The 24,640-nt window shown below is 56.2% G+C and carries 23 protein-coding genes and 1 pseudogene; 12 read left to right on the top strand and 12 right to left on the bottom strand.

The window, feature by feature from the left end; all coding sequences use genetic code 11:
* The 5 genes from ENTHG_RS01080 to dapA all read right to left on the bottom strand — a co-directional run.
* Positions 1-665, bottom strand: a 665-nt coding sequence (locus ENTHG_RS01080; RefSeq protein ID WP_237567440.1) for a tRNA(Met) cytidine acetyltransferase TmcA domain-containing protein, incomplete at its 3' end; no start/stop codon positions are given.
* A 21-nt stretch (positions 666-686) separates the two neighbouring features.
* The gene (gene ypfJ, locus ENTHG_RS01075; protein ID WP_044172519.1) at positions 687-1,553 is read right to left on the bottom strand and encodes a KPN_02809 family neutral zinc metallopeptidase; all 867 of its coding nucleotides are present in this window, start codon (positions 1,551-1,553) and stop codon (positions 687-689) included.
* Between the two features lie 121 nt (positions 1,554-1,674).
* The gene (gene purC / locus ENTHG_RS01070) at positions 1,675-2,388 is read right to left on the bottom strand and encodes a phosphoribosylaminoimidazolesuccinocarboxamide synthase (RefSeq protein WP_044172517.1); all 714 of its coding nucleotides are present in this window, start codon (positions 2,386-2,388) and stop codon (positions 1,675-1,677) included.
* 107 nt (positions 2,389-2,495) lie between these two features.
* Positions 2,496-3,530 (bottom strand): outer membrane protein assembly factor BamC, encoded by a 1,035-nt coding sequence (gene bamC, locus ENTHG_RS01065; RefSeq protein WP_044172515.1) that lies wholly within the window; start codon positions 3,528-3,530, stop codon positions 2,496-2,498.
* 16 nt (positions 3,531-3,546) lie between these two features.
* Positions 3,547-4,425 (bottom strand): 4-hydroxy-tetrahydrodipicolinate synthase, encoded by an 879-nt coding sequence (dapA, locus tag ENTHG_RS01060; RefSeq protein ID WP_044172513.1) that lies wholly within the window; start codon positions 4,423-4,425, stop codon positions 3,547-3,549.
* Positions 4,426-4,570: 145 nt separating this feature from the next.
* Between dapA and ENTHG_RS01055 the strand changes: the two genes are divergently transcribed.
* Positions 4,571-5,146 (top strand): glycine cleavage system transcriptional repressor, encoded by a 576-nt coding sequence (locus ENTHG_RS01055; protein ID WP_044172511.1) that lies wholly within the window; start codon positions 4,571-4,573, stop codon positions 5,144-5,146.
* Positions 5,143-5,613 (top strand): thioredoxin-dependent thiol peroxidase, encoded by a 471-nt coding sequence (gene bcp, locus ENTHG_RS01050; RefSeq protein ID WP_044172509.1) that lies wholly within the window; start codon positions 5,143-5,145, stop codon positions 5,611-5,613. Before ENTHG_RS01055 ends, bcp begins: the two co-directional genes overlap by 4 nt.
* A 96-nt stretch (positions 5,614-5,709) precedes the next feature.
* Here the strand turns inward: bcp and ENTHG_RS01045 are convergent, their stop codons facing one another.
* A complete protein-coding gene (locus tag ENTHG_RS01045) occupies positions 5,710-6,771 on the bottom strand; it encodes an AI-2E family transporter (protein ID WP_044172507.1) in 1,062 nt (353 codons plus the stop codon).
* 222 nt (positions 6,772-6,993) lie between these two features.
* Here ENTHG_RS01045 and bepA point away from each other — a divergent pair.
* Together bepA and arsC are read left to right on the top strand one after the other, a co-directional pair.
* Positions 6,994-8,458, top strand: a pseudogene (gene bepA / locus ENTHG_RS01040) (beta-barrel assembly-enhancing protease).
* A gap of 12 nt (positions 8,459-8,470) precedes the next feature.
* Entirely contained in the window at positions 8,471-8,827 is a 357-nt protein-coding gene (gene arsC, locus ENTHG_RS01035; protein WP_044172504.1) for an arsenate reductase (glutaredoxin), read from the top strand.
* Between the two features lie 28 nt (positions 8,828-8,855).
* Here arsC and ENTHG_RS01030 read toward each other — a convergent pair whose 3' ends face one another.
* The 3 genes from ENTHG_RS01030 to upp form a co-directional block, all read right to left on the bottom strand.
* Positions 8,856-9,557 (bottom strand): DnaA inactivator Hda, encoded by a 702-nt coding sequence (locus ENTHG_RS01030; protein ID WP_071825778.1) that lies wholly within the window; start codon positions 9,555-9,557, stop codon positions 8,856-8,858.
* Positions 9,558-9,651: 94 nt separating this feature from the next.
* Positions 9,652-10,941 carry a uracil permease gene (uraA, locus tag ENTHG_RS01025; RefSeq protein ID WP_044172499.1) on the bottom strand — a complete coding sequence of 430 codons (1,290 nt, stop codon included), beginning with the start codon at positions 10,939-10,941 and terminating at the stop codon, positions 9,652-9,654.
* Positions 10,942-11,089: 148 nt separating this feature from the next.
* Positions 11,090-11,716, bottom strand: a complete 627-nt coding sequence (gene upp / locus ENTHG_RS01020) for a uracil phosphoribosyltransferase (RefSeq protein ID WP_044172495.1) — start codon at positions 11,714-11,716, stop codon at positions 11,090-11,092.
* 277 nt (positions 11,717-11,993) lie between these two features.
* Between upp and purM the strand changes: the two genes are divergently transcribed.
* The 4 genes from purM (at position 11,994) to ppx (ending at position 17,560) form a co-directional block, all read left to right on the top strand.
* Entirely contained in the window at positions 11,994-13,031 is a 1,038-nt protein-coding gene (gene purM, locus ENTHG_RS01015) for a phosphoribosylformylglycinamidine cyclo-ligase (RefSeq protein ID WP_044172494.1), read from the top strand.
* Positions 13,028-13,666: a phosphoribosylglycinamide formyltransferase gene (gene purN / locus ENTHG_RS01010; RefSeq protein ID WP_044172492.1), complete on the top strand. Its 639-nt coding sequence runs from the start codon at positions 13,028-13,030 to the stop codon at positions 13,664-13,666. The genes purM and purN overlap by 4 nt, the downstream gene beginning before the upstream one ends.
* A gap of 282 nt (positions 13,667-13,948) precedes the next feature.
* Positions 13,949-16,015 carry a polyphosphate kinase 1 gene (gene ppk1 / locus ENTHG_RS01005; protein WP_044172491.1) on the top strand — a complete coding sequence of 689 codons (2,067 nt, stop codon included), beginning with the start codon at positions 13,949-13,951 and terminating at the stop codon, positions 16,013-16,015.
* 3 nt (positions 16,016-16,018) lie between these two features.
* Positions 16,019-17,560 carry an exopolyphosphatase gene (gene ppx / locus ENTHG_RS01000; protein ID WP_044172489.1) on the top strand — a complete coding sequence of 514 codons (1,542 nt, stop codon included), beginning with the start codon at positions 16,019-16,021 and terminating at the stop codon, positions 17,558-17,560.
* A 2-nt stretch (positions 17,561-17,562) separates the two neighbouring features.
* On the opposite strand, the gene ENTHG_RS00995 is transcribed toward ppx, so the two are convergent.
* Complete coding sequence (locus tag ENTHG_RS00995; protein WP_044172487.1) at positions 17,563-19,791, bottom strand: sensor domain-containing phosphodiesterase; 2,229 nt, start codon at positions 19,789-19,791, stop codon at positions 17,563-17,565.
* A gap of 338 nt (positions 19,792-20,129) precedes the next feature.
* Here ENTHG_RS00995 and ENTHG_RS00990 point away from each other — a divergent pair, with 338 nt between their 5' ends.
* The gene (locus ENTHG_RS00990; protein WP_071825777.1) at positions 20,130-20,321 is read left to right on the top strand and encodes a YfgG family protein; all 192 of its coding nucleotides are present in this window, start codon (positions 20,130-20,132) and stop codon (positions 20,319-20,321) included.
* A gap of 39 nt (positions 20,322-20,360) precedes the next feature.
* Here the strand turns inward: ENTHG_RS00990 and ENTHG_RS00985 are convergent, their stop codons facing one another.
* Both ENTHG_RS00985 and ENTHG_RS00980 read right to left on the bottom strand, forming a co-directional pair.
* Positions 20,361-21,002: a LysE family translocator gene (locus tag ENTHG_RS00985; protein WP_106403218.1), complete on the bottom strand. Its 642-nt coding sequence runs from the start codon at positions 21,000-21,002 to the stop codon at positions 20,361-20,363.
* Positions 21,003-21,059: 57 nt separating this feature from the next.
* Positions 21,060-21,860 (bottom strand): helix-turn-helix transcriptional regulator, encoded by an 801-nt coding sequence (locus tag ENTHG_RS00980; RefSeq protein ID WP_044172481.1) that lies wholly within the window; start codon positions 21,858-21,860, stop codon positions 21,060-21,062.
* Positions 21,861-22,130: 270 nt separating this feature from the next.
* Here ENTHG_RS00980 and ENTHG_RS00975 point away from each other — a divergent pair, with 270 nt between their 5' ends.
* From ENTHG_RS00975 to ENTHG_RS00965, 3 genes are read left to right on the top strand one after another with little or no spacing between them, the layout of a single operon-like run.
* Complete coding sequence (locus ENTHG_RS00975) at positions 22,131-22,961, top strand: transketolase (protein WP_044172480.1); 831 nt, start codon at positions 22,131-22,133, stop codon at positions 22,959-22,961.
* On the top strand, positions 22,954-23,895 hold the full coding sequence (locus tag ENTHG_RS00970) for a transketolase family protein (protein ID WP_044172478.1): 942 nt from the start codon (positions 22,954-22,956) through the stop codon (positions 23,893-23,895). The genes ENTHG_RS00975 and ENTHG_RS00970 overlap by 8 nt, the downstream gene beginning before the upstream one ends.
* A gap of 50 nt (positions 23,896-23,945) precedes the next feature.
* A complete protein-coding gene (locus ENTHG_RS00965; protein ID WP_044172475.1) occupies positions 23,946-24,557 on the top strand; it encodes a beta-phosphoglucomutase family hydrolase in 612 nt (203 codons plus the stop codon).
* Positions 24,558-24,640 lie beyond the last annotated feature (83 nt).

The following is a 24,640-nucleotide window of genomic DNA, read 5'->3' as shown; positions in this document are numbered from 1 at the left end:
CGGGCGGGAGCCGTTACCAGCGCCTGCCCCGACAGCCGGGCCAGATGCATACCGGCCAGCGCCGATTTGCCACGTCCGCGCGGCGCCGTTACCACCATCACCCCTGGCGGCATCACCGCCAGCGCGTCCAGCAGGGCTGCCTGCTCCTGTTCCGGCGCGCCGGTGGCGGCATGCCACGGGGCGCGGGCGGCAAAATCAGGGGCGGTAAAAGGCTGCCCCTGTTGCCAGACCAGGGCGTCATTATCCTGCGCGAGGGTGCGTAAAAAATGGGTAACAAAAACGGGGGTGGCGACGGGCAAGGCGGTGTCGCTCCAGCGGACGCTGTCGGCATCGGGTTTAGCCGGCCACGCGCTAAATGCAGGCACCAGCAGCACCAGCAGGCTACCGGGCTTTAACGTTCCGCCGAGTGCGGCGAATGCGGCGACATCGAAACCATGGCGCGCATCCAGTACCGCATGGCGAAACTCCTGACCCAGCAGCTTCGCCAGCGCGCGTGGCGCACACTGTAACGGCCAGTCTGTCTGCTCGCCGACCCACAGCCAGTCGCCGGGCAGCGCGGCCCGCAGCGAATCGGCCTGCGCGGCGCACCACCCTTCGTCGCCGCTTATCACTAACAGGCGACGAATCCCTTCCGCCGCCATCCGGCGACACAGCGTGTTTAGCATCCTGCCACCTTTGCTAGCAGCTTAAAGCGCGCGGCCAAAAGTATCGCACTGCGCCGGATCGCCGCTGTCCATGCCGCGTTTAAACCAGCTGTAGCGCTGGGCGGATGTACCATGAGTAAAGGTGTCAGGCACTACCTGCCCCTGGCTGCGCTGTTGTAACCGGTCATCGCCAATGGCGGTAGCGGCGTTCAGCGCCTCTTCCAGGTCGCCAGATTCCAGTACGCCCTGCTGCTGCATACTGTGCCCCCAGACGCCCGCGTAGCAGTCCGCCTGTAACTCAAGGCGTACGGACAACGCGTTCACCTCTTTTTGCGAGGCGTTTTGCTGCAGCTGGCGCACTCTGGCTTCGGTGCCGAGCAGTTTCTGCACGTGATGGCCCACCTCATGGGCAATCACATACCCCTGTGCGAAATCCCCCCCTGCGCCAAGCTGGTTTTTCATTTCATCGTAGAAGGAGAGATCGATATAGACTTTGCTGTCCGCCGGGCAGTAAAACGGACCCATAATTGACTGCCCAGTGCCGCAGCCGGTGGAAGTGCGGTTACGGTACATCACCAGCTTTGGCTGCTGGTACTGGCGGCCCATTTTTTCAAACAGCTGCCCCCAGGTATCTTCGGTGGTGGCGAAGATGACGCTGGTGAATTTTGCGGATTCATCTTCCTGCGGACTGACGGAGCGCTGCTGCTGAGACGAAGGTTCCATGGGCTGGCCGGTCAGCAAGCCGGTTAAATCCACACCGTAATAGCTGGCGACAATCACTACCGCCAGTAAAATGATGCCCCCTTTGCCGCCCGGCAGGCGCAGCCCCGGCCCGCGAAATCCCGACCCGCCTGACGCATTGCGCCGGTCTTCAACATTGTTACTTTCTCGTCGCCCTTGCCAACGCATATCCACCTCGGTTTTTTTATCTAATACCTTGATCGTAGGCGGTCAACGGCAGGATTACCATAAGAAAAAGCGGCAACAAACCGAAGGGAGCATGCCCCTTCGGTTTGAATTGGGGAGAGAGTTAGTCGAGCTTCACGCCCAGACGATGTGCGACCGCCTCATAGGCTTCAATTACGCCGCCCAGGCTCTGGCGGAAGCGGTCTTTGTCCATTTTATCCAGCGTCTCTTTATCCCACAGGCGGCTGCCATCCGGGGAAAACTCATCGCCGAGCACCACTTCGCCTTTAAACAGGCCGAACTCCAGCTTGAAGTCCACCAGGATCAGACCCGCGTCATCAAACAGTTTTTTCAGCACGTCGTTGGCCTGGTAGGTCAGCTCTTTCATCCGCGCCAGATTCTCTTTGCTCACCCAGCCGAAGGTCTCGCAGTAAGATTCATTGATCATCGGATCGTGCATGGCGTCGTTTTTCAAAAACAGATCGAACAACGGCGGGTTGAGCTCAATGCCTTCTTCAACGCCCAGACGTTTAACCAGCGAGCCTGCCGCGCGGTTACGGATCACACACTCTACCGGCACCATGTCCAGCTTTTTCACCAGGCACTCGGTATCGGACAGCAACGCTTCCATCTGGGTAGGGATACCCGCCTGCGCCAGCTTGCTCATAATGAAATGGTTAAACTTGTTATTGACCATCCCTTTGCGCTCAAACTGTTCAATGCGCGCGCCGTCTCCCGCTGACGTATCATTGCGGAATTCGAGCACCAACAGGTCCGGGTTTTCCGTGCTGTATACGGTCTTCGCTTTGCCACGATACAGCTCAGCTTGCTTTTGCATCTTTGTCACTCCAGGTGTGATTATTTAACTAAAAAAGCCATTCTACACCGACGCACACGTTTGCGTCGTGATAATAAAAAAAGGCCGGAAGCTTCCGGCCCTGCTAATTACTTGTTGAACGCTGCTTCAAACACCGCCACGAGGGCGTCGTTTTGCGACTGCGTCAGGGTATGCCCTTTCGGATCGATAAACTGGAGGCTGCTACGGTTATCCAGATCGCCTACCTGCAGTTTATAGTCGCCGGAGGAGAGCCCCGGATCGCGCACGCCAAGGTCGCTCCAGTCGCTGTCAGACAGCGGCTTATAGGTCACCGCCATGCTGCCGGTAGAGCGGGTGCTGTCGGTCACTTTCATGCCCACTTTTTCCAGCACAGCAGGCAGACGCTGCCACACGACGTTGAACGGACCGCGAACCACCAGCATCGGCAGACCGGTATCATCCGCGCCGCTCTGCACATCCAGGGTGGTGACGCTGCGGTTTTCCGCGGCGTTCTGCGCAGCGGTAGCGCTCTTATCCAACCCGGCGGAGATAACGTTCAGCATTTCAGTGCTGTAACGCTGCAACGAGGCGCTGTCAGCCACCGCTTTACCCGCCTGCTCCAGGTTGAGCAGCTTAACGGTTACCGCCTGCTGATACCCCTGGGGTTTAACCGAGATTTGATAACGACCACGGTACTGCTGATCTTCATCGAGACGGTTCCAGTCAACCCAGTCGGTGGTTAACGTCTGGCTGGCGTCGTCACGTTTGGCGATAGCGTAGTTCTGACTCTGCAACACGCTGACGACCTGCGGCCAGAGCGAACTGTTGCGGCCATTTTCCACCATCAGCGTGGCGGTATCGCCGGTAAACTGGGTGCGCGCGCCAGTAACCAGCGCCAGAGGCTGCGCTGGCGGACGGATATCCAGCTCTTTACCTACAGCGCCGCTGCCGTTGGTGACAGGAATGTTGTAATCGCCATTCTGTACCGGCAGGATCATGCCCGCTGGCGCATGAAGTTCGGCAAGCGGGGCGGCATCCAGATAGGATTCGTCACCGCTAACCTGACGTTTATAACGTGAGTCCGAGTTGCAGGCGGCAAGCAACATCACCAGCGAAACGCCCGCGACCTTCGCCAGGCGCGACTTCTGTACTGAGTAAGCCATCAAATCTCCCTAAACTTTACAGCAATCCGGCATGCTTAAGCGCAGCGCGAACGATCTCACGACCGTGGTCGGTGATCGGCGTCATCGGCAGGCGCAGCGTGTCGGTTGCTACAAGCCCCAACTCCTTACAGGCCCATTTCACCGGGATAGGATTGGGTTCGACAAATAGTTTGTTGTGTAACGGCATCAGACGCTGGTTAATCACGCGTGCTTCATCGTACTGCCCTTGCGCCGCCAGCCTGCACATATCGGCCATATCGCGCGCCGCCACGTTGGTGGTGACGGAGATCACGCCATGACCGCCAAGCTGCATAAAGTCCAGCGCGGTGGCATCGTCGCCGCTGAGCAGCACGAAGTCATCTGAAACCAGCTCTTTGATCTGGTGAACACGGCTTAAGTTCCCGGTGGCTTCCTTAATACCGACAATATTTTTGACTTCCGCCAGGCGGCCGACGGTTTCCGGCAGCATATCGCAACCGGTACGAGACGGTACATTATACAGGATTTGCGGCAGATCGGTGTGTTCCGCGATGGCTTTGAAATGCTGGAACAGCCCTTCCTGCGTAGGACGGTTGTAGTATGGCGTCACGGTCAGGCAACCGACAATACCGCTGTCGTTGAACCGTTGGGTCAGGCTAATGGCCTCTGCGGTAGCGTTCGCGCCTGTACCCGCGATAACCGGGATACGCCCGTCCGCCAGTTCCAGCGTCATCATCACCACATCCCCATGCTCATCATGGCTGAGCGTGGCGGATTCCCCCGTTGTCCCTACCGAAACAATCGCCGCTGTACCACTGGCGACATGGTAATCAATCAGTTTTTTGAGGCTTGACCGACAGACTTTACCTTGTGAGTCCATTGGTGTGACAAGCGCGACTATACTTCCCGTGAACATGGGCCATCCTCTGTGCATACATGAGCCTCAATGGTACGTGTGGTGCCGTAATAAAAGCAAGAGACGTGAGGCGTTCCAGCGGTTGTATGCCGGTTTTTTTTATGCTTTCCTTATAATTATCTCAGGTTTGACAGGAAGCATCGGTTTGACTGCCTTATCACAACATTTTCTGGTTATCACTGCGCTTGGCGTAGACAGGCCGGGTATCGTTAACGCCATCACCCGTCATGTCAGCAGCTGCGGTTGCAACATTGAAGACAGTCGTCTGGCGATGCTGGGGGAAGAGTTCACCTTTATTATGCTGCTTTCCGGTTCGTGGAACGCCATCACGCTGATTGAATCTACGTTGCCGCTGAAAGGCGCGGAGCTGGATCTGCTGATTGTGATGAAGCGCACCGCCGCGCGCCCCCGCCCTGCCATGCCCGCGACCGTCTGGGTGCAGGTTGAAGTCCCCGACTCTCCCCATCTGATTGAGCGTTTCACCGCGCTGTTCGACGCCCATCAGATGAATATCGCCGAGCTGGTTTCGCGCACTCAGCCCAGCGATGCCGACACGCCCGCGCAGCTTTTTATTCAGATAACCGCCCACAGTCCTGCGTCGCAAGATGCGTCAAATATTGACCAGGCATTTAAAGCACTATGTACAGAACTAAATGCGCAAGGCAGTATAAACGTTGTCAACTATACACAGCATGATGAACAGGATGGAGTGAAGCAATGAATCCACTGAAAGCCGGTGATATCGCACCGAAATTTAGCTTGCCGGATCAAGACGGGGAACAAGTAAATTTGGCCGACTTCCAGGGACAGCGTGTTCTGGTCTATTTCTACCCGAAAGCCATGACGCCCGGCTGTACCGTGCAGGCATGCGGTCTTCGCGATAATATGGACGACCTCAAAAAAGCGGGTGTGGAAGTGCTGGGTATCAGCACGGACAAACCGGAAAAGCTCTCCCGCTTCGCCGAAAAAGAGCTGCTCAACTTTACGCTGTTGTCGGATGAAGACCACCAGGTCTGCGAACAGTTTGGCGTCTGGGGTGAAAAGTCTTTCATGGGCAAAACTTACGACGGCATCCATCGCATCAGTTTTCTGCTTGATGGCGAAGGCAAAATCGAGCATGTGTTTGATGATTTCAAAACCAGCAATCATCACGACATCGTGCTTAACTGGCTGAAAGAGAACGCCTGATAACCGACCGGATCGGGCGTTTAGGCCGCCTCCGCGAACGCAAGGCGCACGGACAGATAGCAAAACGGCAGCCTCGGCTGCCGTTTCTTATGCTGGCTACTGTTCCACCGCAGGCACATCCGGCCAGGCATGAACCACCGCTTTAACCAGCGTGGCAAGCGGAATCGCAAAGAATACGCCCCAGAACCCCCACAGCCCGCCGAAAATGACCACCGACAGAATAATCACCAGCGGGTGCAGGTTAACCGCTTCGGAAAAGAGCAGCGGCACCAGCAGATTGCCGTCCAGCCCCTGAATAATCAGATAGACCGCGAAGCAGCTCCAGAACTCGGGGCCTGCGCCAAACTGAAACAGCGCCACGCCCACCACCGGGATCGTCACCACAAAAGCGCCAATGTAAGGAATCAGCACCGACAGCCCGACCAGCACAGCCAGCAGCAGCGAGTAGTTCAGGCCAAAGAGAATAAAGCCCAGCCACGTAGCAATGCCGACGACGATCATCTCCAGCACCTTGCCGCGAATATAGTTGGTAATTTGCTGGTTCATCTCTTTCCAGACCTGCCCCGCCAGCCCGCGGTTGCGCGGCAGCACGCGGCGCACCGCGTTGAGCATTTGCTCTTTGTCTTTTACCAGGAAGAACACCATCAGGGGCACCAGCACCAGATAGACCGCCAGCGTCAGCAGCCCTACCAGCGAAGCGAGGGAGTATTTCACCACTGAATCCCCCATTGCCAGCATGCGGGAACGCATGTTCTCCGCCATGGCGTCAATAATACCGGCGTCCATTAACATCGGGTAACGTCTGGGGAGCGTGGCGGCATAATCAGAGAGCTTGTTGAGCATGCCCGGCATATCACGAATCAGGTTCATTCCCTGCTGCCAGGCAACGGGCATAACCACAAAGGCCATGATCAGCAGAATGCCGACAAACAGCACCAGCACCATTGTTGCCGCCCAGCGCCGCGACAGACCAATACGCTGCAGGCGCACCGTCGGCCACTCCAGCAGATAGGCCAGGACGATAGCCACCAGCAGCGGCGCCAGAATGCCGCTAAAAAAGAAGAGGATAACAAAACCTGCAAGCAGAATGACCAGCAGGGCGATGGCTTCGGGGTCGCTAAATCGACGGCGATACCACTGCATCAACAATTCGAGCATATGTTCCTTCCGTGCAGCCGGATTGGCTGGAGTGAGAGGAGGAATTGTATCGAAATGTCACAAAAAAGACTTCGCTTTTCGCCGCCTTTAACGGAAACATATTCGCCGGGCAAAAAGATGTTATTCCCCTGGCTGTGCGGCTAAACTGCCTTTTTTATGTCGCCGGAACGAACCCCGGCGCGCCAGGTCAAACGATTACACCCAATACACAGGACAGAGGTTATGTTCAGGCAGTTGAAAAAGACGCTGGTCGCAACCCTTATCGCCACCCTGACCCTCAGTCAGGCGGCTCCCGCCTTCGCGGATTCGGCGGATACCCTGCCGGATATGGGAACCTCGGCAGGAAGCACGCTCTCCATCGGCCAGGAGATGCAGATGGGCGATTACTACGTTCGCCAGCTGCGCGGCAGCGCGCCGCTGATTAACGATCCGCTGCTGGTGCAGTACATTAACGGGCTGGGGATGCGCCTCGTCGCTCACGCCAACTCGGTGAAAACCCCCTTCCACTTCTATATTGTTAACAACGACGAAATCAACGCCTTCGCCTTTTTTCGGCGGCAACGTGGTGCTCCACTCCGCACTGTTTCGCTATGCCGATAACGAAAGCCAGCTGGCGTCGGTCATGGCGCACGAAATTTCCCACGTTACCCAGCGTCACCTTGCCCGCGCCATGGAAGACCAGAAGCGCAGCGCGCCGCTCACCTGGGCCGGTGCGCTCGGTTCGATTTTGCTGGCGATGGCCAGCCCGCAGGCCGGGATGGCAGCGCTCACCGGCACGCTGGCGGGAACGCGCCAGGGGATGATCACCTTCACCCAGCAGAACGAGCAGGAAGCGGACCGTATCGGCATTCAGGTTCTGCAACGCGCCGGGTTCGATCCGCAGGCGATGCCCACCTTCCTGGAGAAACTGCTCGATCAGTCGCGCTACTCCTCGCGCCCGCCGGAAATCCTGCTTACCCACCCGCTGCCGGAAAGCCGCCTTGCCGATGCCCGCAACCGCGCAAACCAGATGCGCCCGGTGGTCTCGCAGTCATCAGAAGACTTTTATCTGGCGAAGGCCCGAACGCTTGGTATGTATAACAGCGGCCGTAACCAGCTTACCGGCGATCTGCTGGATGCCTGGGCGAAAGGCAACGTGCGTGAACAACGCGCCGCGCAGTATGGCCGCGCGCTGCAGGCGATGGAGAGTAAAAACTTTACCGAAGCCACAAGGCAGCTACAGCCGCTGCTGAGCGCGGAGCCGGGCAACGCCTGGTATCTTGACCTGGCGACCGATATTGACCTGGGCCTGAACAAGAACCTCGATGCCATCAACCGGCTAAAAAACGCAAGGGATCTGAAAAGCAACCCCGTGCTGCAGCTCAACCTTGCCAACGCGTACCTGTCGAGCGGCCAGCCGGGGGAAGCGGCGAAAATCCTCAACCGCTATACCTTTACCTGGAAAGATGACATTAACGGCTGGGAGCTGCTGGCGCAGGCGGAAGCGGCGCTCAATAACCGCGACCAGGAGCTGGCGGCGCGGGCTGAAGGCCAGGCGCTGCTGGGCCGTCTTGACCAGGCCATCACGCTGCTCAGCAGCGCCAGCTCTCAGGTCAAGCTCGGCAGCCTGCAGCAGGCCCGCTATGATGCCCGTATTGACCAGCTACGTCGGCTGCAACAGCAGTTCCGCCCCTACGAAAAGATGTAATCCGGAGAAGAGATGACTGACGCGGTAACGATTTATCACAACCCTCGCTGCTCAAAAAGCCGCGATACCCTGAGCCTGCTTAAGGCAAACGGCATTGAGCCGGAAGTGGTGCTTTACCTGGAGACGCCGGCAAGCGCCGACACCCTGCGCGAGCTGCTGAGCATGCTGGGCATGACCAGCGCGCGGGAGCTGATGCGTCAGAAAGAGGAGCTCTACAAAACGTTAAAGCTGGATGACAGCCATCTGACGGAGGAGGAGCTGATTCAGGCGATGGTAGAAAACCCCAGGCTGATGGAGCGCCCGATTGTCGTCGCCAAAGGCAAGGCGCGCATTGGCCGTCCGCCGGAACAGGTGCTGGAGATCGTTTAATCCCCGCGGCCCGGCGCGACCGTCGGGCCTAAAGCTTGAGGATCTCTTTCACGAAAGGAATGGTCAGTTTGCGCTGGGCGGTAATCGAGGCGCGATCCAACTGATTAAGCGTGTCAAACAGCGTGCGCATTTCACGATCCAGCCGCTTAAGCAAAAAGCGACCCACATCTTCCGGCAGTTCAAAGCCGCGCAGACGGGCGCGCAGCTGTAGCGCCTGCAGTTTATCTTCGTCCGACAGCGGCTGTAATTTATAGATTTGCCCCCAGTCGAGGCGGGAAGCGAGATCCGGCAGGCCAAGATTAAGCTGCCGCGGGGGGCGATCGCCGGTGATCAGCAGCCGGGTTTTGCCCGACTCCAGTATGCGGTTATAAAGGTTGAAAATCGCCATCTCCCAGGGCTCGTCCCCGGCCACGCACTCAATGTTATCGATACAGACCAGCGAAAGCTGCTCCATACCCTCCAGCACTTCCGGCACAAACCAGGTCCGCTTGTCGAGGGGAACGTAGCCTACCGCGTCACCCCGCTGGGAAAGTTCGGCACAGGCCGCATGAAGCAGATGGCTGCGCCCTGCCCCTTCACGAGACCAGAAATAGATATATCCGCTGTGATCCTGACGCAGTACGTTCTGCAACGCCGCCAGTAAAGAGGGATTTTCGCCCGGCCAGAAACTCGCGAAAGTTTCATCGTCAGGAAGATAGAGTGGCAAAGAAAGCTGAGCCGGAGTGTTCAGACATACCTCAACAGGGCTTTTACAAAACGCGGTAAGTTTAGCAAAAACTTTACCGCGTTTGAACCAGGCGCGAGGCCTGGTTCACAGGAGAGAATCAATGCGTTTTCACATCGCTGTCTTCGGCGTCCAGCACCACTTCTTCCGGGCGCAACACGCTGATTAACTTAAACACCAGGCTCAGGCAGACGCCCACGATGGTCGCCAGCGCCATCCCTTTTAGTTCCGCCGCGCCAATGTGCACTTTCGCGCCGCTGACGCCGATGATCAGAATGACCGAGGTCAGGATCAGGTTCTGCGCTTTGTTGTAGTCCACTTTCGACTCGATCAGCACGCGAATACCGGATGCGCCGATCACCCCATACAGCAGCAGCGACACGCCGCCCATGACCGGCATCGGGATCGCCTGAATGGCGGCGGCCAGTTTACCTACGCAGGAGAGCAGGATGGCGATAATCGCCGCGCCGCCGATAACCCAGGTGCTGTAAACGCGGGTAATGGCCATCACGCCGATGTTTTCACCGTAGGTGGTGTTAGGCGTCGAGCCAAAAAAGCCGGAGATCACCGTAGAAAGACCGTTGGCGAACATAGAGCGGTGCAGCCCCGGGTCACGAATCAGATCTTTTTTAACGATGTTCGCCGTCACCACCAGGTGCCCAACGTGTTCGGCGATAACCACCAGCGCCGCAGGCAGGATGGTGAAAATAGCGAACCACTCAAAACGCGGGGTGTAGAAGGTCGGCAGCGCGAACCAGTGGGCGTTGGCGATAACGCCGGTATCGACCATTCCCATCGAAAAGGAGAGCGCGTAGCCCACCAGCACGCCAATCAGGATGGGGATGATAGCGAGAAAGCCGCGGAACAGCACCGAGCCAAACACCGTGACGGCCAGCGTCACCAGCGAAACGGTAATGGTTTTGGTGTCCGCCGACTGACCGTCTGCCGGCAGCAGGCCGGACATATTCGCCGCCACGCCCGCCAGCTCCAGGCCGATAACGGCAACGATTGCGCCCATCGCCGCTGGGGGGAACATCACATCCAGCCAGCCGGTTCCCGCTTTCTTAACGATAAACGACACCAGGCAGAACAGGACGCCGCACATAATAAAGCCGCCCAGCGCCACTTCATATCCCAGCGGCAACAGCAGCAGCACCGGCGAAATAAACGCGAAGCTCGACCCCAGATAGGCGGGAATTTTGCCTTTACAGATAAAGAGATAGAGCAGCGTACCGACACCGTTGAACAGCAGTACGGTGGCCGGGTTGATATGAAACAGGACTGGCACCAGCACGGTTGCGCCAAACATGGCGAACAGGTGCTGCAAACTAAGCGGGATTGTCTGTAAAAGCGGCGGTCTTTCACTTACCCCGATAGCACGGCGCGTCATAGTGTTTTCCTCTGAGTGTTGTTGTGGGTCTTATCCGGCCTCATGCGCGACACGTTTTGTGAACGCTATCGCGAAATCGACAGGTTTATGTTTAGGTTTACGCCAAAAAAAAGCCGACTCTCAAAGTCGGCTTCTTTTATCAAATCATTTACTTGGTACCAAAAATCTTGTCGCCGGCATCGCCGAGCCCCGGAATAATATATCCGTGCTCGTTTAATCCCTTATCGATAGACGCCGTGTACAGCTCCACATCCGGGTGCGCTTTTTCCAGTGCGGCGACCCCTTCCGGGGCGGCAACCAGCACCAGCACTTTAATGCTGTGGCAGCCTGCGTTTTTCAGCAGGTCGATGGTGGCGATCATGGAACCGCCCGTCGCCAGCATCGGGTCAACAACCAGCGCCATGCGCTCGTCGATATTGGATACCAGCTTCTGGAAGTAAGGCACCGGCTCCAGCGTCTCTTCATTACGGTAGATACCTACCACGCTGATGCGCGCGCTTGGCACATGCTCCAGCACCCCTTCCATCATGCCGAGACCGGCACGCAGAATGGGCACAACGGTGATTTTTTTGCCTTTGATCTGATCAACTTCAACCGGACCGTTCCAGCCTTCGATGGTGACACGTTCTGTTTCCAGATCCGCCGTCGCTTCATAGGTCAGCAGGCTACCGACTTCCGAGGCGAGTTCACGAAAGCGTTTGGTGCTGATGTCATTTTCACGCATCAGGCCCAGCTTGTGTTTGACGAGTGGGTGTTTTACTTCCACGACCTTCATACTCTTCTCCTTCCCCAGCAAGGTGGTAGCCACAAAAAAAATCGCCGGATTATACCGCTTTTTTTCCGTTGCGCTACAGCGATAGCGTTGATCAGGATCAATCGGACTGGAAAAGAGTATACCGTAAGCCTCGCCGGGTCCCGCAAATAATGGACTCGCAAACGTTTGCCTGGGCTGTTAGAATTGCGCCGAATTTTATTTCTGTCGCCGACATAGCGCGGGTTATCACCGCGACTGTAACGGACGTACCGCAAGCAAACGCGTGGGGAAGCAAGCAGTGACCGATAAAACCTCTCTCAGCTACAAAGATGCCGGTGTGGATATTGACGCGGGCAACGCTCTGGTCGATCGAATCAAAGGCGTGGTGAAGAAAACCCGCCGCCCGGAAGTGATGGGCGGACTGGGCGGCTTCGGCGCGCTGTGCGCATTGCCGCAAAAATATCGTGAGCCTGTTCTGGTTTCCGGCACTGACGGCGTAGGCACAAAACTGCGTCTGGCGATGGATCTGAAACGCCATGACAGCATCGGCGTCGACCTGGTGGCAATGTGCGTAAACGACCTGGTCGTGCAGGGCGCTGAACCGCTTTTCTTTCTCGATTACTACGCGACCGGCAAGCTGGATGTCGACACGGCGGCAAGCGTTATTAACGGCATCGCCGAAGGCTGTCTGCAGTCCGGCTGCGCGCTGGTGGGCGGCGAAACCGCCGAGATGCCGGGCATGTACCACGGCGAAGACTACGACGTAGCGGGCTTCTGCGTTGGCGTGGTTGAGAAGTCGGAAATTATCGACGGCTCAAAAGTGGCCGATGGCGATGTGCTGGTGGCGCTGGCCTCAAGCGGCCCGCACTCAAACGGCTACTCGCTGGTACGTAAAATAGTCGAAGTGAGCGGCTGCGATCCGCAGACTACGCAGCTTGAAGGCAAAAGCCTTGCGGACCACCTGCTGGAGCCAACCCGTATCTATGTGAAATCGGTGCTGGCGCTGATCGAGAGCGTTGACGTTCATGCTATCGCCCACCTGACCGGCGGCGGCTTCTGGGAAAACATTCCGCGCGTGCTGCCGGACAACACCCAGGCGGTGATTGATGAGTCCTCCTGGCAGTGGCCAGCGGTCTTCGACTGGCTGCAAAGCGCGGGCAACGTTAGCCGTCATGAAATGTATCGCACCTTTAACTGCGGCGTCGGCATGGTGATTGCCCTGCCCGCCAGCGAAGCGGACAAGGCGATTGAGCTGCTCAATGCAAAAGGTGAAACGGCGTGGAAAATCGGTATCATCAAGGCCTCCGATTCCAGCGAACGTGTGGTCATTGAATGAAAAACATTGTGGTGCTCATTTCCGGCAACGGAAGCAATTTGCAGGCAATTATTGACGCCTGCGAAAACAAGAAAATCAGCGGCACCATTCGGGCAGTTTTCAGTAACCGGGCCGACGCCTTCGGCCTTGAGCGCGCGCGGGAAGCCAATATTCCCGCCCACACGCTGCTCGCCTCGCAGTTTGCCAGCCGCGAGGCGTTTGACCGGGAGCTGATGCAGGAGATCGACGCTTACGCCCCCGACGTGGTGGTGCTTGCCGGGTTTATGCGCATCCTGAGCGCCGATTTCGTCGCCCACTACGCCGGAAGGCTGCTGAATATTCATCCTTCCCTGCTGCCCAAATACCCCGGCCTGCATACGCACCGTCAGGTGCTGGAGAATGGCGACGAGGTGCACGGCACATCGGTGCATTTTGTTACCGATGAGCTTGATGGCGGCCCGGTTATTCTGCAGGCGCAGGTGCCGGTTTTCGCGGGCGACAGCGAAGAAGATGTCACCGCCCGGGTGCAAACCCAGGAGCACGCTATCTATCCGCTGGTGGTGGGCTGGTTCCTCGATGGGCGTCTGGTTATGCAGGATAACAGCGCCTGGCTTGACGGCGTGCGCCTGCCTGCCCAGGGCTACGCCGCCGATTAACCCTCCCTTCTGCGCGTGGCGCATGCCGCGCGCTCATCCCGTGTATACCCTCAATAATTCGAGTAGCAGGAAGGCGGTGATACGCATGCAACTTGAAGTATGACGGGTATAAGCGGATTACTGTCATACTTTTCTGGCACAGTTGGACATCTGATGGCAAAGCTCGCCATAATAAGTGGTGTCATTCAAGCAAACGCTGACAACGTCTACCTGCACATGAGGACACCGCTGTAGCGAGAAGGAATCGCCGTGTCCCAGGATTTAACCGGAGCGTAAGTTGTAATGGGTCAGGAAAAGCTATATCTGGAAAAAGAACTGAGCTGGTTGTGCTTTAATGAACGTGTTCTTCAGGAGGCGGCAGACAAGAGTAACCCGCTGATTGAACGGATGCGTTTTTTGGGGATTTACTCCAACAACCTTGATGAATTCTATAAAGTGCGCTTCGCAGAGCTTAAGCGGCGGCTCATTATTAGTGAGGAACAGGGTCACGGCTCTTCCCCCAACTCCCGCCACCTGCTTGGCAAGATCCAGTCCAGAGTGCTGAAAGCCGACCAGGAATTTGATGGTTTATACAATGACCTGCTGCTGGAGATGGCCCGTAACCAGATCTTCCTGATTAACGAACGTCAGCTCTCCGTCAACCAGCAAAGCTGGCTGCGCCACTATTTTAAACACTATCTGCGCCAGCACATTACCCCCACGCTGATTAACCGCGAAACCAATCTGATTCGTTTTCTGAAAGATGATTACACCTATCTGGCGGTAGAGATTATTCGCGGCGATGAGATTCGCTACGCCCTGCTGGAGATCCCCTCCGATAAGGTGCCGCGTTTTGTCAACCTGCCGCCGGAAGCGCCGCGCCGCCGCAAGCCGATGATTCTGCTTGATAACATCCTGCGTTACTGCCTGGATGATATCTTCAAAGGCTTTTTTGATTATGACGCCCTCAACGCCTACTCGATGAAAATGACCCGTGACGCCGAATACGATCTGGTGCACGAGATGGAGTCGAGCCTGATGGAGCTGATGTCTTCGAGCCTGAAACAGCGCCTGACGGCAGAGCCGGTGCGCTTTGTTTACCAGCGCGATATGCCCGATGCGATGGTCGAGATGCTGCGCGAGAAGCTGACTATCTCCCGCTATGACTCTATTATTCCGGGCGGCCGTTACCACAACTTCAAAGATTTCATCGGCTTCCCGAACGTGGGCAAGGCGAATCTGGTGAACAAGCCGCTGCCGCGCCTGCGCCATGTCTGGTTCGATAAGTTCCGTAACGGCTTTGATGCCATTCGCCAACGGGATGTGCTGCTCTACTATCCGTACCACACTTTCGAGCACGTGCTGGAACTGCTGCGTCAGGCCTCGTTCGACCCGAGCGTGCTGGCGATTAAGATCAATATTTACCGCGTGGCGAAAGACTCGCGCATTATCGACTCAATGATCCACGCCGCCCACAACGGCAAAAAAGTGACCGTGGTGGTGGAACTGCAGGCGCGCTTCGATGAAGAGGCCAACATCCACTGGGCGAAACGGCTGACCGAAGCGGGCGTACAGGTTATCTTCTCCGCCCCCGGGCTGAAAATCCATGCCAAGCTGTTCCTTATCTCGCGCATGGAAAATGAAGAAGTGGTGCGCTACGCCCATATCGGCACCGGTAACTTTAACGAGAAAACGGCGCGTATTTACACCGACTATTCGCTGCTGACCGCCGATGCGCGCATCACTAACGAAGTCCGCCGGGTGTTTAATTTTATTGAAAACCCCTATCGCCCGGTCACCTTCGATCACCTGCTGGTGTCGCCGCAAAACTCGCGTCGCCTGCTGTATGACATGATCGATACCGAGATCGCCAACGCGCAGCAGGGTTTACCCTCCGGGATCACGCTTAAGCTTAATAACCTTGTCGATAAAGGTCTGGTTGACCGGCTGTACGCGGCCTCCGGCTCCGGCGTACCGGTTAACCTGCTGGTTCGCGGCATGTGTTCACTGATCCCGCAGCTTGAAGGCATCAGCGATAATATTCGCGTTATCAGTATCGTTGACCGCTATCTGGAGCACGATCGCGTCTATATTTTTGAAAACGGCGGCGATAAAACAGTCTGGCTCTCCTCCGCCGACTGGATGACGCGCAACATTGATTACCGTATCGAAGTTGCCGCGCCAATTCTCGATCCGCGCCTGAAACAGCAGGTCCTGGATATCATTGAACTGCTGTTCAGTGATACCGTAAAAGCGCGTTATATCGATAAAGAACTGAGTAATCGCTATGTGCCGCGCGGCAATCGCCGCAAAGTACGCGCGCAGCTGGCGATTTACGATTACATCAAATCTCTTGAGCAGCCCGATTAATCTATGCCGATAAATGACAAGACGCCGCGACCGCAGGAGTTTGCAGCGGTCGACCTGGGTTCGAACAGTTTTCATATGGTGATCGCGCGCGTGGTAGACGGCGCTATGCAGATCATTGGCCGCCTTAAGCAACGCGTGCACCTTGCGGATGGTCTGGACAGTGACAGTATGCTCAGCGAAGAGGCCATGGAGCGTGGTCTCGCCTGCCTGTCGCTGTTCGCTGAACGTCTGCAGGGCTTCGCGCCCGCAAGCGTCTGCATCGTGGGAACCCATACCCTACGCCAGGCTCGCAACGCGGCGGATTTTTTGAAACGCGCCGAGCAGGTCATCCCCTACCCGATTGAAATTATCTCCGGCAACGAAGAGGCGCGCCTGATTTTTATGGGCGTCGAACACACCCAGCCGGAACGTGGCCGTAAGCTGGTTATTGATATCGGCGGCGGCTCAACGGAGCTGGTGATTGGCGAGGATTTCGAGCCCAGGCTGGTGGAGAGCCGCCGGATGGGCTGCGTCAGTTTTGCCCAGCAGTATTTCCCTGGCGGAACGCTGAACAAAGAGAATTTTCAGCGCGCACGCCTGGCGGCGGTTCAAAAGCTGGAGACGCTGGCCTGGCAGTACCGGATTCAGGGCTGGAACGTGGCGCTGGGCGCTTCCGGCACCATCAAAGCGGCCCATGAAGTGCTGCTGGCGCTGGGGGAAAAGGACGGCTTTATCACCCCGGAACGGCTGGACAGACTGGTCGATGAGGTGCTGAAATTCAGTAATTTTAACGATATCAACCTGCCGGGGCTCTCCGATGAGCGCAAGGCGGTGTTTGTGCCGGGGCTCTCGATCCTCTGCGGCGTATTCGACGCGCTGGCGATTCGTGAGCTTCGCCTTTCAGATGGCGCGCTGCGTGAAGGCGTGCTGTATGAAATGGAAGGCCGCTTCCGTCACCAGGACATCCGCAGCCGTACCGCGCAAAGCCTCGCCAGCCAGTACAATATCGACCGCGATCAGGCGCGCCGCGTGCTGGAAACCACCATGCATATTTACGATCAGTGGCAGGCGCAGAACCCGAAGCTGGCGAATCTGCCGCTGGCGGCGCTGCTGAAATGGGCGGCGATGCTGCATGAAGTGGGGCTCAATATTAACCACAGCGGGATGCACCGCCATTCGGCCTATATCCTGCAAAACAGCGACCTGCCGGGCTTTAATCAGGAGCAGCAGCTGCTGATGGCGACGCTGGTGCGCTACCACCGCAAAGGGGTGAAGCTCGACGATCTGCCGCGCTTTACGCTGTATAAGAAGAAGCAGTATCTGCCGCTGATCCAGCTCCTGCGCCTCGGCGTGCTGCTTAACAATCAGCGCCAGGCGACAACCACGCCGCCGACCCTGCGGCTCAAAACCGATGACAACCACTGGACGCTGAGCTTCCCCCACGGCTGGTTTTCCCAGAACGCGCTGGTACTTCTGGATCTGGAAAAAGAGCAGGAGTACTGGAACGCGGTCACCGGCTGGCGGCTCAAAATAGAGGAAGAGCACTCCCCTGACGTCGCGGCCTGACGTCAGGCCGCCCGGGGCTGCGTCGCCAGGTTTTCCAGCGGCTCCGGCTTGCCAATCAGATAGCCCTGCAAATAATCGATACCCAGCGCAACCACCGCGCTGCGTATCTCTTCGCTTTCGACATACTCCGCCACCACCCGCATTTTCTTCATCCGCGCCAGATGGCAAATCGAGGCGACAATCTGGTAATCCAGGCTGTTAGAGACAATGTTGCGGATAAAACTGCCGTCGATTTTCAGGATGTCGGCATTGACGTTTTTCAGCCGCGCGTAGCTGGCGTAGCCGGTGCCAAAATCGTCAATCGCCACCTGGCACCCCATCGACTGCAGCTGGCTTAGCGTCTGATCCGCCTGGTAGAGGTTAGTCAGGGAATGGCTTTCGGTGATCTCAAAGATCAGCTGCCAGGGCTCAACGCCATGTTTTCCCAGCAGCAGGCTGACATCCTGTGAGAACTGTGAACGGCAGACCGAAGCGGGCGACAGATTAATTGCGAAACGCTGGGCCGGTAACGTCTCGCGGTGCTTCGCCATAAAACGTAACGCGTTGTCCACGACCCACAAATCAATACGGGAAGAGAGGCCAAACTCATGGGCCACCGGCAGGAAATCATCCGGGCTGATATAAGCGCCATGCTCGTCCTGCATGCGCAGCAGGATTTCATAATAACTGTCGCCGCGAACGCCGAAGATAGGCTGCGCCAGTAAACTAAAGCGGTTCTCCTCCAGCGCCTGCTGCAGGCGATTCATCATATCAACTTTGCTTTTTAAGGCTCGCTGCAGGTTCGCCGCGCCGCGCCGCTGTAGGCTTTCCGGGTGGTTGGTCGCCAGCGACAGATCGGCAATGGTGCTCAACTCACCCAGCAGCAGATAAAGGTGCTGCACCGGGGAGCGAACATAGCAGTAGCTCAACCCTACCTGCGGCTGTAACGGCATACCGTCCCAGTAGAAACGAAACGCCTTAATTCGCGCATCCAGCTCATCAATTTTATCCTGATGGGCCTGCGTATTCAGCCTGACGGTGAGATCGTGGCCGGAGAGCTGATACACGCACTCATCTGCGGCAAGAATGGGGGTGAGCCATTCCGAGAGTTTTTGTTTGTACTGGATACGCAGCATGACGCCGTAATTCCTGCCCAACAGTTCCAGCTCTGGAATACGCAAGAAGCAGAGCAGCGACCACGGCGAATGGGCCAGCGCCCGGTTAAGGGCGCGCAGGTTGGGGATCTGAACCACCGGGTCAAGATAGGCAAGCCTGCGGGCGCGATCGTGCACCACCCGCTGCCGCGCCGCCAGCACCGAAACGCAGAGCACAATTAATGAGTAGACCAGATAGCTTGAAGAGGCGATTGCCAGCTGTATTTCGTAGCCGGGGTAGAGCGGCAGATAGCGGTAATGATAGTGAATAGAAACCACCAGCAGGCTAGTCCATAAGATGGACATACAGCGGTAGCCATAGCGCAACGCGCCCCAGAGCATAACCGGTAATATGAGCGACAGCGTATAGTTGGTGCTAAAAATGGTGCTGTTTTCACTGAGTGGCATCAGCAACAGCGCCGCCAGCACGCCGGTGACGCCCGCCCATAAAACCATTTCCGCGCGCGTTACTTTAGGGTCGAACTCATGGCGCAGCTGCGAAAACCAGCTTTTAAGATAGCGGGGATGGCGAATTGCCCGGATAACCAGATAACAGAGGGGAATGCCGGTCATGGTTCCCACCAGCAGCGCCTGATAATCAATTAATAAGTGAATATTAAGCGTTAAAATATCGCTGTCGCTAAAGTCGGTATCGTACAGGGACAGCCAGATAACAAATTCAAGGATAATCAGGTAGATGGATGCCGGGCAGAATACCTGCCAGAAAATGCGCTGGGCGATATAGCGAGCATTGCCATAGGCGATGTTTTGCCGACGGGTGACAAACACCCGATAGCCGCCCCAGCTAATGATCACCGGCACCAGCAGATGAAGCGTATGCGCGATAAGCGCGGGGATGTCCGCCGTGCCGATATGGAAAACCAGCGCGAGAATAATGCCCGGAATGGCCGCCCAGCCAAAGACCAGCATCAGGCTCAGGAACAGCGCTATCGGCATAAAAAACAGAACAACCACTTCGCCTGCGACTTGGGTATAGACATTAGCGAAGCTACACAATGGCAGCAGCAGGCAGGGTAAGACGAGCGGAAGCGCCCACCATTTATCTTTATATTGATGATATTTTTTTATCAGGTTCATAGATGCTCAATAAAAAACCCACGTTCCCGGTGGGCATTTCAGGCAGGCATCCAACCTGACTGTCTCTGCGAAAAACGCAGGAGAGCAAGAATTTTAGTTATGTCCAGCCGCCAGCAATTGATGCATATCAAGTAACGGGTGCAGAATAAAACAATTGTTACGCTTTTTTTGCGCCGCCGAGATTAACATTTATATTATAAATAATTAATTATTTTATATAAATTAAGGTGATATTTTTGGCTGACGAAATTTTACGTGCCGAGTAATTGACCCCGCTTACGCTCTGTGCCTTAATGTCACTGTCGCCCTTTTTATGGGTATACCTTAAGGAACCTTTTGTGAGTCAGGCAACCAGTATGCGAAAACGACATCGATTTAACAGTCGCATGACCCGTATCGTACTTCTCATCAGCTTTCTCTTTTTCTTTGGTCGTCTTGTCTATTCCTCTATTGGCGCCTGGTATCATCATCAGGATAAACTCCAGTCCCAGCAAATAAGTCAGCTTATCGATTCCTCCCCGCAACGCTAAACGCCTGTTTTAACGCTACACGTGCCAACGTGGGTCACGCTACGCCCCTGCATGATGAAACATCATTACGATTATCGCGATGCCAAAACCGGCAAGGATAACGCCTGCCACGCGTTCGATAACCGGCAGGTAGGCCTGAATGCGCTGCTGTACGACAGCCAGCCCTGCCAGCGCGCCAACGATCAGGTTCCACAGCAGTACGGCCATCCCCATCCAGAGTCCGGCGAAGATCTGCTGCGGCATCGTCACCTGCGCCCCCAGCATTGAGGTCATCAGCGCCAGATAAAAGAGCGCATTTTTAGGATTCAGCAGCGCGGAGCCCAGACCCAGCAGACACTGTTTTCGCCATGTTGGATACGCATGCGCGGTCGCGTTCAGCGCCAGCGCCTGCTGGCGGCTACGCATTAAATGGCCACCAATCCAGATAAGATAAAGCGCCCCCGCAACTTCAATGACCCGGAACAGCGTGGCGTTTTCCATCAGCAGCCGCCACCCCGACATCGCCAGCACAATATAGAAGGCGTTCCCCAGCGCGATGCCCACGGCGATGCCCGCGCTTCCCCGAAGTCGGTAGCGAATGGCATAGCCCGCCAGCAGAAAGAAATCGGGGCCGGGACTGAGCAGGGCTATAAAATGGGATAACGCCAGAAGCGGAAACGTGGACGGGATAATTTCAGACAAAAAGACCATGGTGACCTCAGCAAAAACAGACCGGGCCACAATAGCGGTGAAACGGGATTAATTATTGTCGAATATTGATCGGCCCTGCGCGTACTGCCGCGGCGTGGAGGCGGTAAAGCTAACAAAAGTGCGATGAAAATGGCTTTGATCGGCAAAGCCGCTCTGGTAGCCGACATCGGTTAGCGTTTCCCCTGCCCGCAGCCGCGCTTTGGCGAATTCGACCCGTGCGTTATTAAGCCATGCGCCCGGCGTCATGCCGGTCGCATGTTTAAAATGGCGAATCAGCGTCTCTTTACGCAGGTGGTAGCGTTTCGCCAGGCTTTCCAGCGAGGGCGGGCTCTGGAAATCCGCCAGCAACGCCCGCTGCATTTCTCCATAGGGGTTGCCGCAGGCCTGGTTTTCCAGGCCCGGCAAGGAGAGCAGTAGCCCGCGCAGTGCCGCAGGCAAGGCGGTAAGGTTATTCTCCTGCATTAGGGTCAGCACGCTGATGAAGGCGGTGAAAAGCGGCACGTCGCGCAAAACGGTCTGTGAGCAGTGAAGCCGCGCAAACGCGGGCAGCCCGAGCTGCGCTTTACACCATTGCTCGTCAAGATAGAGCATATGATAGCTGCGAGGCCCACCGGCCGGATTGCAGCTATGCGGCACGCCCGGCCCAATCAGGATCATATCCCCCGCCCGCAGGTGATACGCCTTTCCTGCACAGCAGCTAATCGTCTCCCCTTCCACTATTGCGCCGATAGAGAGCTGCGGATGCTGATGCAGTTTATAGGCCTGGCAGCTATGGCGGGTCGAGCGTAATTCGGCCCACGGAATGTGCTCAGAGCGCCAGAAAAATTGCCTGATGTCACGCGTCGTCACCTTGCCCCCTTACGAGTAAAAAGCCCTCTCCTTTATACCCACTCACGCTCTTTTTATCCTTTCTTTTTCATTTTATTAACGCAATAAACCATAGACAAACGTGGCAGAGAACCCTATCTTAAATGCGGTGAATAAAAAATCATTATCGAATATTTATTCATAGCATCAATAATCAATCGATGACATATAGAGTTATAAAACGCTCTGTGTGTAAAAGCGTATCCGCTATGAATATTTATTCAAGGATGAATCTTAATGCAAGGAGATATTATGAATCCTTTTTTACTGTCCGTTGAAGAGCTGGAACGAAAAGCGCGCGCCATCCGACGCCGCATTATCGTTTTAAATGCCAACAGTCCGGCAGGTGGTCATACCGGTGCCGATCTTTCTCAGGTAGAGCTGATCACCGCGCTCTACTTTCGTATTCTGAACTGTTCGCCTGAACAGAAAGACAATCCCGATCGGGATATCTACATCCAGTCTAAAGGCCATGCTGCCGGCGGCTATTATTGCGTGCTTGCCGAGGCGGGGTATTTCCCAACCGACTGGCTGCCGACTTATCAGCATAATGATTCGCGCCTGCCGGGCCACCCTGTGCGCCATAAAACGCCAGGCGTTGAATTAAATACCGGCGCGCTGGGCCACGGTCTCCCCGTTGCGGTAGGCATCGCCCTGGCGGCCAAAAAAAGCAACAGCCCGCGTAAAGTTTATCTTATCACCGGCGATGGCGAACTGGCTGAGGGCAGTAACTGGGAGGCGGCGCTGGCGGCGGCGCACTACAAGCTGGATAACCTGATCATCATTAACGACAAAAACGGTCTGCAGCTGGCTGGGGCAACCAAAGAGATCATGAATACCGATCCGCTGGATAAAAAATGGCAGGCGTTCGGCATGGAAGTGACGCAGTGTCAGGGGAATAACATGGCGGATGTGGTTTCAACCCTGGAAGGGCTAAAAGCAAACGGCAAGCCGCACGTGGTAATTGCCCGGACGGTAAAAGGCGCGGGCGTTTCCTTTATAGAAGGACGCGCGGAATGGCACCACCGCGTGCCGAAAGGCGATGAGGTTGAACTGGCACTGGAGGAACTGAAAGATGAATAATAGCCAACACTTAGCAACGGTCATGGTCAACGAACTTATCGCCGCTGTTGAACGCGGCGTCGATCTGGTTCCTGTCGTGGCAGACTCGACGTCAACGGCGAAAATCGCTCCGTTTACGCAGCAGTTTCCGGGCCGACTCGTTAATGTCGGTATTGCGGAGCAAACACTGGTGGGTGCCGCCGCCGGTTTAGCGCTGGGCGGAAAAGTCGCCGTTACCTGCAATGCGGCCCCCTTTCTGATCTCCCGCGCCAACGAGCAGATTAAAGTTGACGTCTGCTATAACAACACGAACGTCAAACTTATCGGGCTGAACTCAGGCGCAAGCTATGGGCCTCTGGCCAGCACGCACCATTCGCTTGATGATATTGCCATTATGCGTGGGTTCGGCAACATTGAAATCTATGCGCCCTCAACCCCTCTGGAATGCCAGCTTATCGTAAGGTATGCCATCGATCATACCGGGCCTGTTTATATCCGTCTTGATGGTAAACCGCTGCCGGAACTGCATGACGCCAGCTGGCAATTTGTACCGGGCAATATCGATATGCTACGCCAGGGCGATGACATTGCGCTGGTCGCAATGGGGTCAACCGTCTATGAAGCTGTCGATGCCGCCACGCAGCTGGCGCAGGAAGGCATCGAAGCCAGCGTGATTAACATCCCTTCTATTCGCCCCTGCAAGATTGAGCAGCTGGTCGACATCCTTAAGAAGCACCGGTACGTCATTACCGTGGAAGAACACAACATTAATGGCGGCCTGGGTAGCCTGGTCGCGGAGGCGATTGCCGAGGCTGGCGGCGGGCTTCGTCTGCGCCGTCTGGGCATCGCTGACGGGCAATACGCCATTGCCGCAGATCGGGCGGCGCTACGGGCAAAACATGAAATCGACGCGGCAGGCGTGGTGAAACATGCCCGGCAGTTAATCGCGAAATAACACACTGGCGGGTGCCTTTTGTCACCCGCTCTTTTTTAGCGTGAGGTGATATGTCTTTACGTTATCGGGCGCTTATCTTTGATATGGATGGCACCCTTTTCAACACCGAACCCCTGCACCGGCGGGCCTGGCGCGAAGTATTTGGCCGTTTCAACATCACCTTTAGCGATGAGGAAATCATTCGCTTCAACGGTTCGTCGCCCCTTGACGTCGCCCGGGCATTAATTCACAGCAAAGAATGCCATCTTGATCCGTCAGAAATAGCAGCGCAAAAGAAGTTAGCCGTAGAGAGGATGTTCGCCGAAGAGAAAATTGGAAAATTACCTGCCGCCGATCTTGTCAGGTATTACGCCGGGCAATGCCCGATTGCGTTGGACACCGGAAGCGGCGCAGACACGGCCAGCGTATTGCTGGCACGATTCGATTTTCTGGCCTGTTTTAACGCCATTGTCAGCGCCGATGATGTCGCAAAGCACAAACCCTCTCCCGACACCTTTTTGCGCTGTGCAAAGCTCATCAATGTCGCGCCAGCAGAGTGCGTTGTTTTTGAGGATTCCGCGCTGGGCATTCAGGCAGCGGCAAATGCCGGGATGGATGTTATTGATGTCAATGGTAAAACCAGCGATATGCTTTTTCAATTTATCAGGCGGGTAAATCTCTAACCTTTATATTCAACACTATGCAGGCGTTACAGCCATTTTAACGTAACCGGTCAGTTACCGACTGTCTCGCCTGCGCCAGAAAC

The organism is Phytobacter massiliensis JC163 (assembly GCF_000321045.1).
GTDB classification, from domain to species: domain Bacteria; phylum Pseudomonadota; class Gammaproteobacteria; order Enterobacterales; family Enterobacteriaceae; genus Phytobacter_A; species Phytobacter_A massiliensis.
Note: the sequence above shows the minus strand (reverse complement) of the source record. Positions and strands in the feature narration are given on the sequence as shown.

Bases quoted from the DNA above. Each gene is read 5' to 3' on its own strand.
- ypfJ (WP_044172519.1), bottom strand. From the start codon at position 1,553: ATGCGTTGGCAAGGGCGACGAGAAAGTAACAATGTTGAAGACCGGCGC.
- purC (WP_044172517.1), bottom strand. From the start codon at position 2,388: ATGCAAAAGCAAGCTGAGCTGTATCGTGGCAAAGCGAAGACCGTATAC.
- bamC (WP_044172515.1), bottom strand. From the start codon at position 3,530: ATGGCTTACTCAGTACAGAAGTCGCGCCTGGCGAAGGTCGCGGGCGTT.
- dapA (WP_044172513.1), bottom strand. From the start codon at position 4,425: ATGTTCACGGGAAGTATAGTCGCGCTTGTCACACCAATGGACTCACAA.
- bcp (WP_044172509.1), top strand. From the start codon at position 5,143: ATGAATCCACTGAAAGCCGGTGATATCGCACCGAAATTTAGCTTGCCG.
- ENTHG_RS01045 (WP_044172507.1), bottom strand. From the start codon at position 6,771: ATGCTCGAATTGTTGATGCAGTGGTATCGCCGTCGATTTAGCGACCCC.
- arsC (WP_044172504.1), top strand. From the start codon at position 8,471: ATGACTGACGCGGTAACGATTTATCACAACCCTCGCTGCTCAAAAAGC.
- uraA (WP_044172499.1), bottom strand. From the start codon at position 10,941: ATGACGCGCCGTGCTATCGGGGTAAGTGAAAGACCGCCGCTTTTACAG.
- upp (WP_044172495.1), bottom strand. From the start codon at position 11,716: ATGAAGGTCGTGGAAGTAAAACACCCACTCGTCAAACACAAGCTGGGC.
- purN (WP_044172492.1), top strand. From the start codon at position 13,028: ATGAAAAACATTGTGGTGCTCATTTCCGGCAACGGAAGCAATTTGCAG.
- ppk1 (WP_044172491.1), top strand. From the start codon at position 13,949: ATGGGTCAGGAAAAGCTATATCTGGAAAAAGAACTGAGCTGGTTGTGC.
- ppx (WP_044172489.1), top strand. From the start codon at position 16,019: ATGCCGATAAATGACAAGACGCCGCGACCGCAGGAGTTTGCAGCGGTC.
- ENTHG_RS00995 (WP_044172487.1), bottom strand. From the start codon at position 19,791: ATGAACCTGATAAAAAAATATCATCAATATAAAGATAAATGGTGGGCG.
- ENTHG_RS00975 (WP_044172480.1), top strand. From the start codon at position 22,131: ATGAATCCTTTTTTACTGTCCGTTGAAGAGCTGGAACGAAAAGCGCGC.
- ENTHG_RS00970 (WP_044172478.1), top strand. From the start codon at position 22,954: ATGAATAATAGCCAACACTTAGCAACGGTCATGGTCAACGAACTTATC.
- ENTHG_RS00965 (WP_044172475.1), top strand. From the start codon at position 23,946: ATGTCTTTACGTTATCGGGCGCTTATCTTTGATATGGATGGCACCCTT.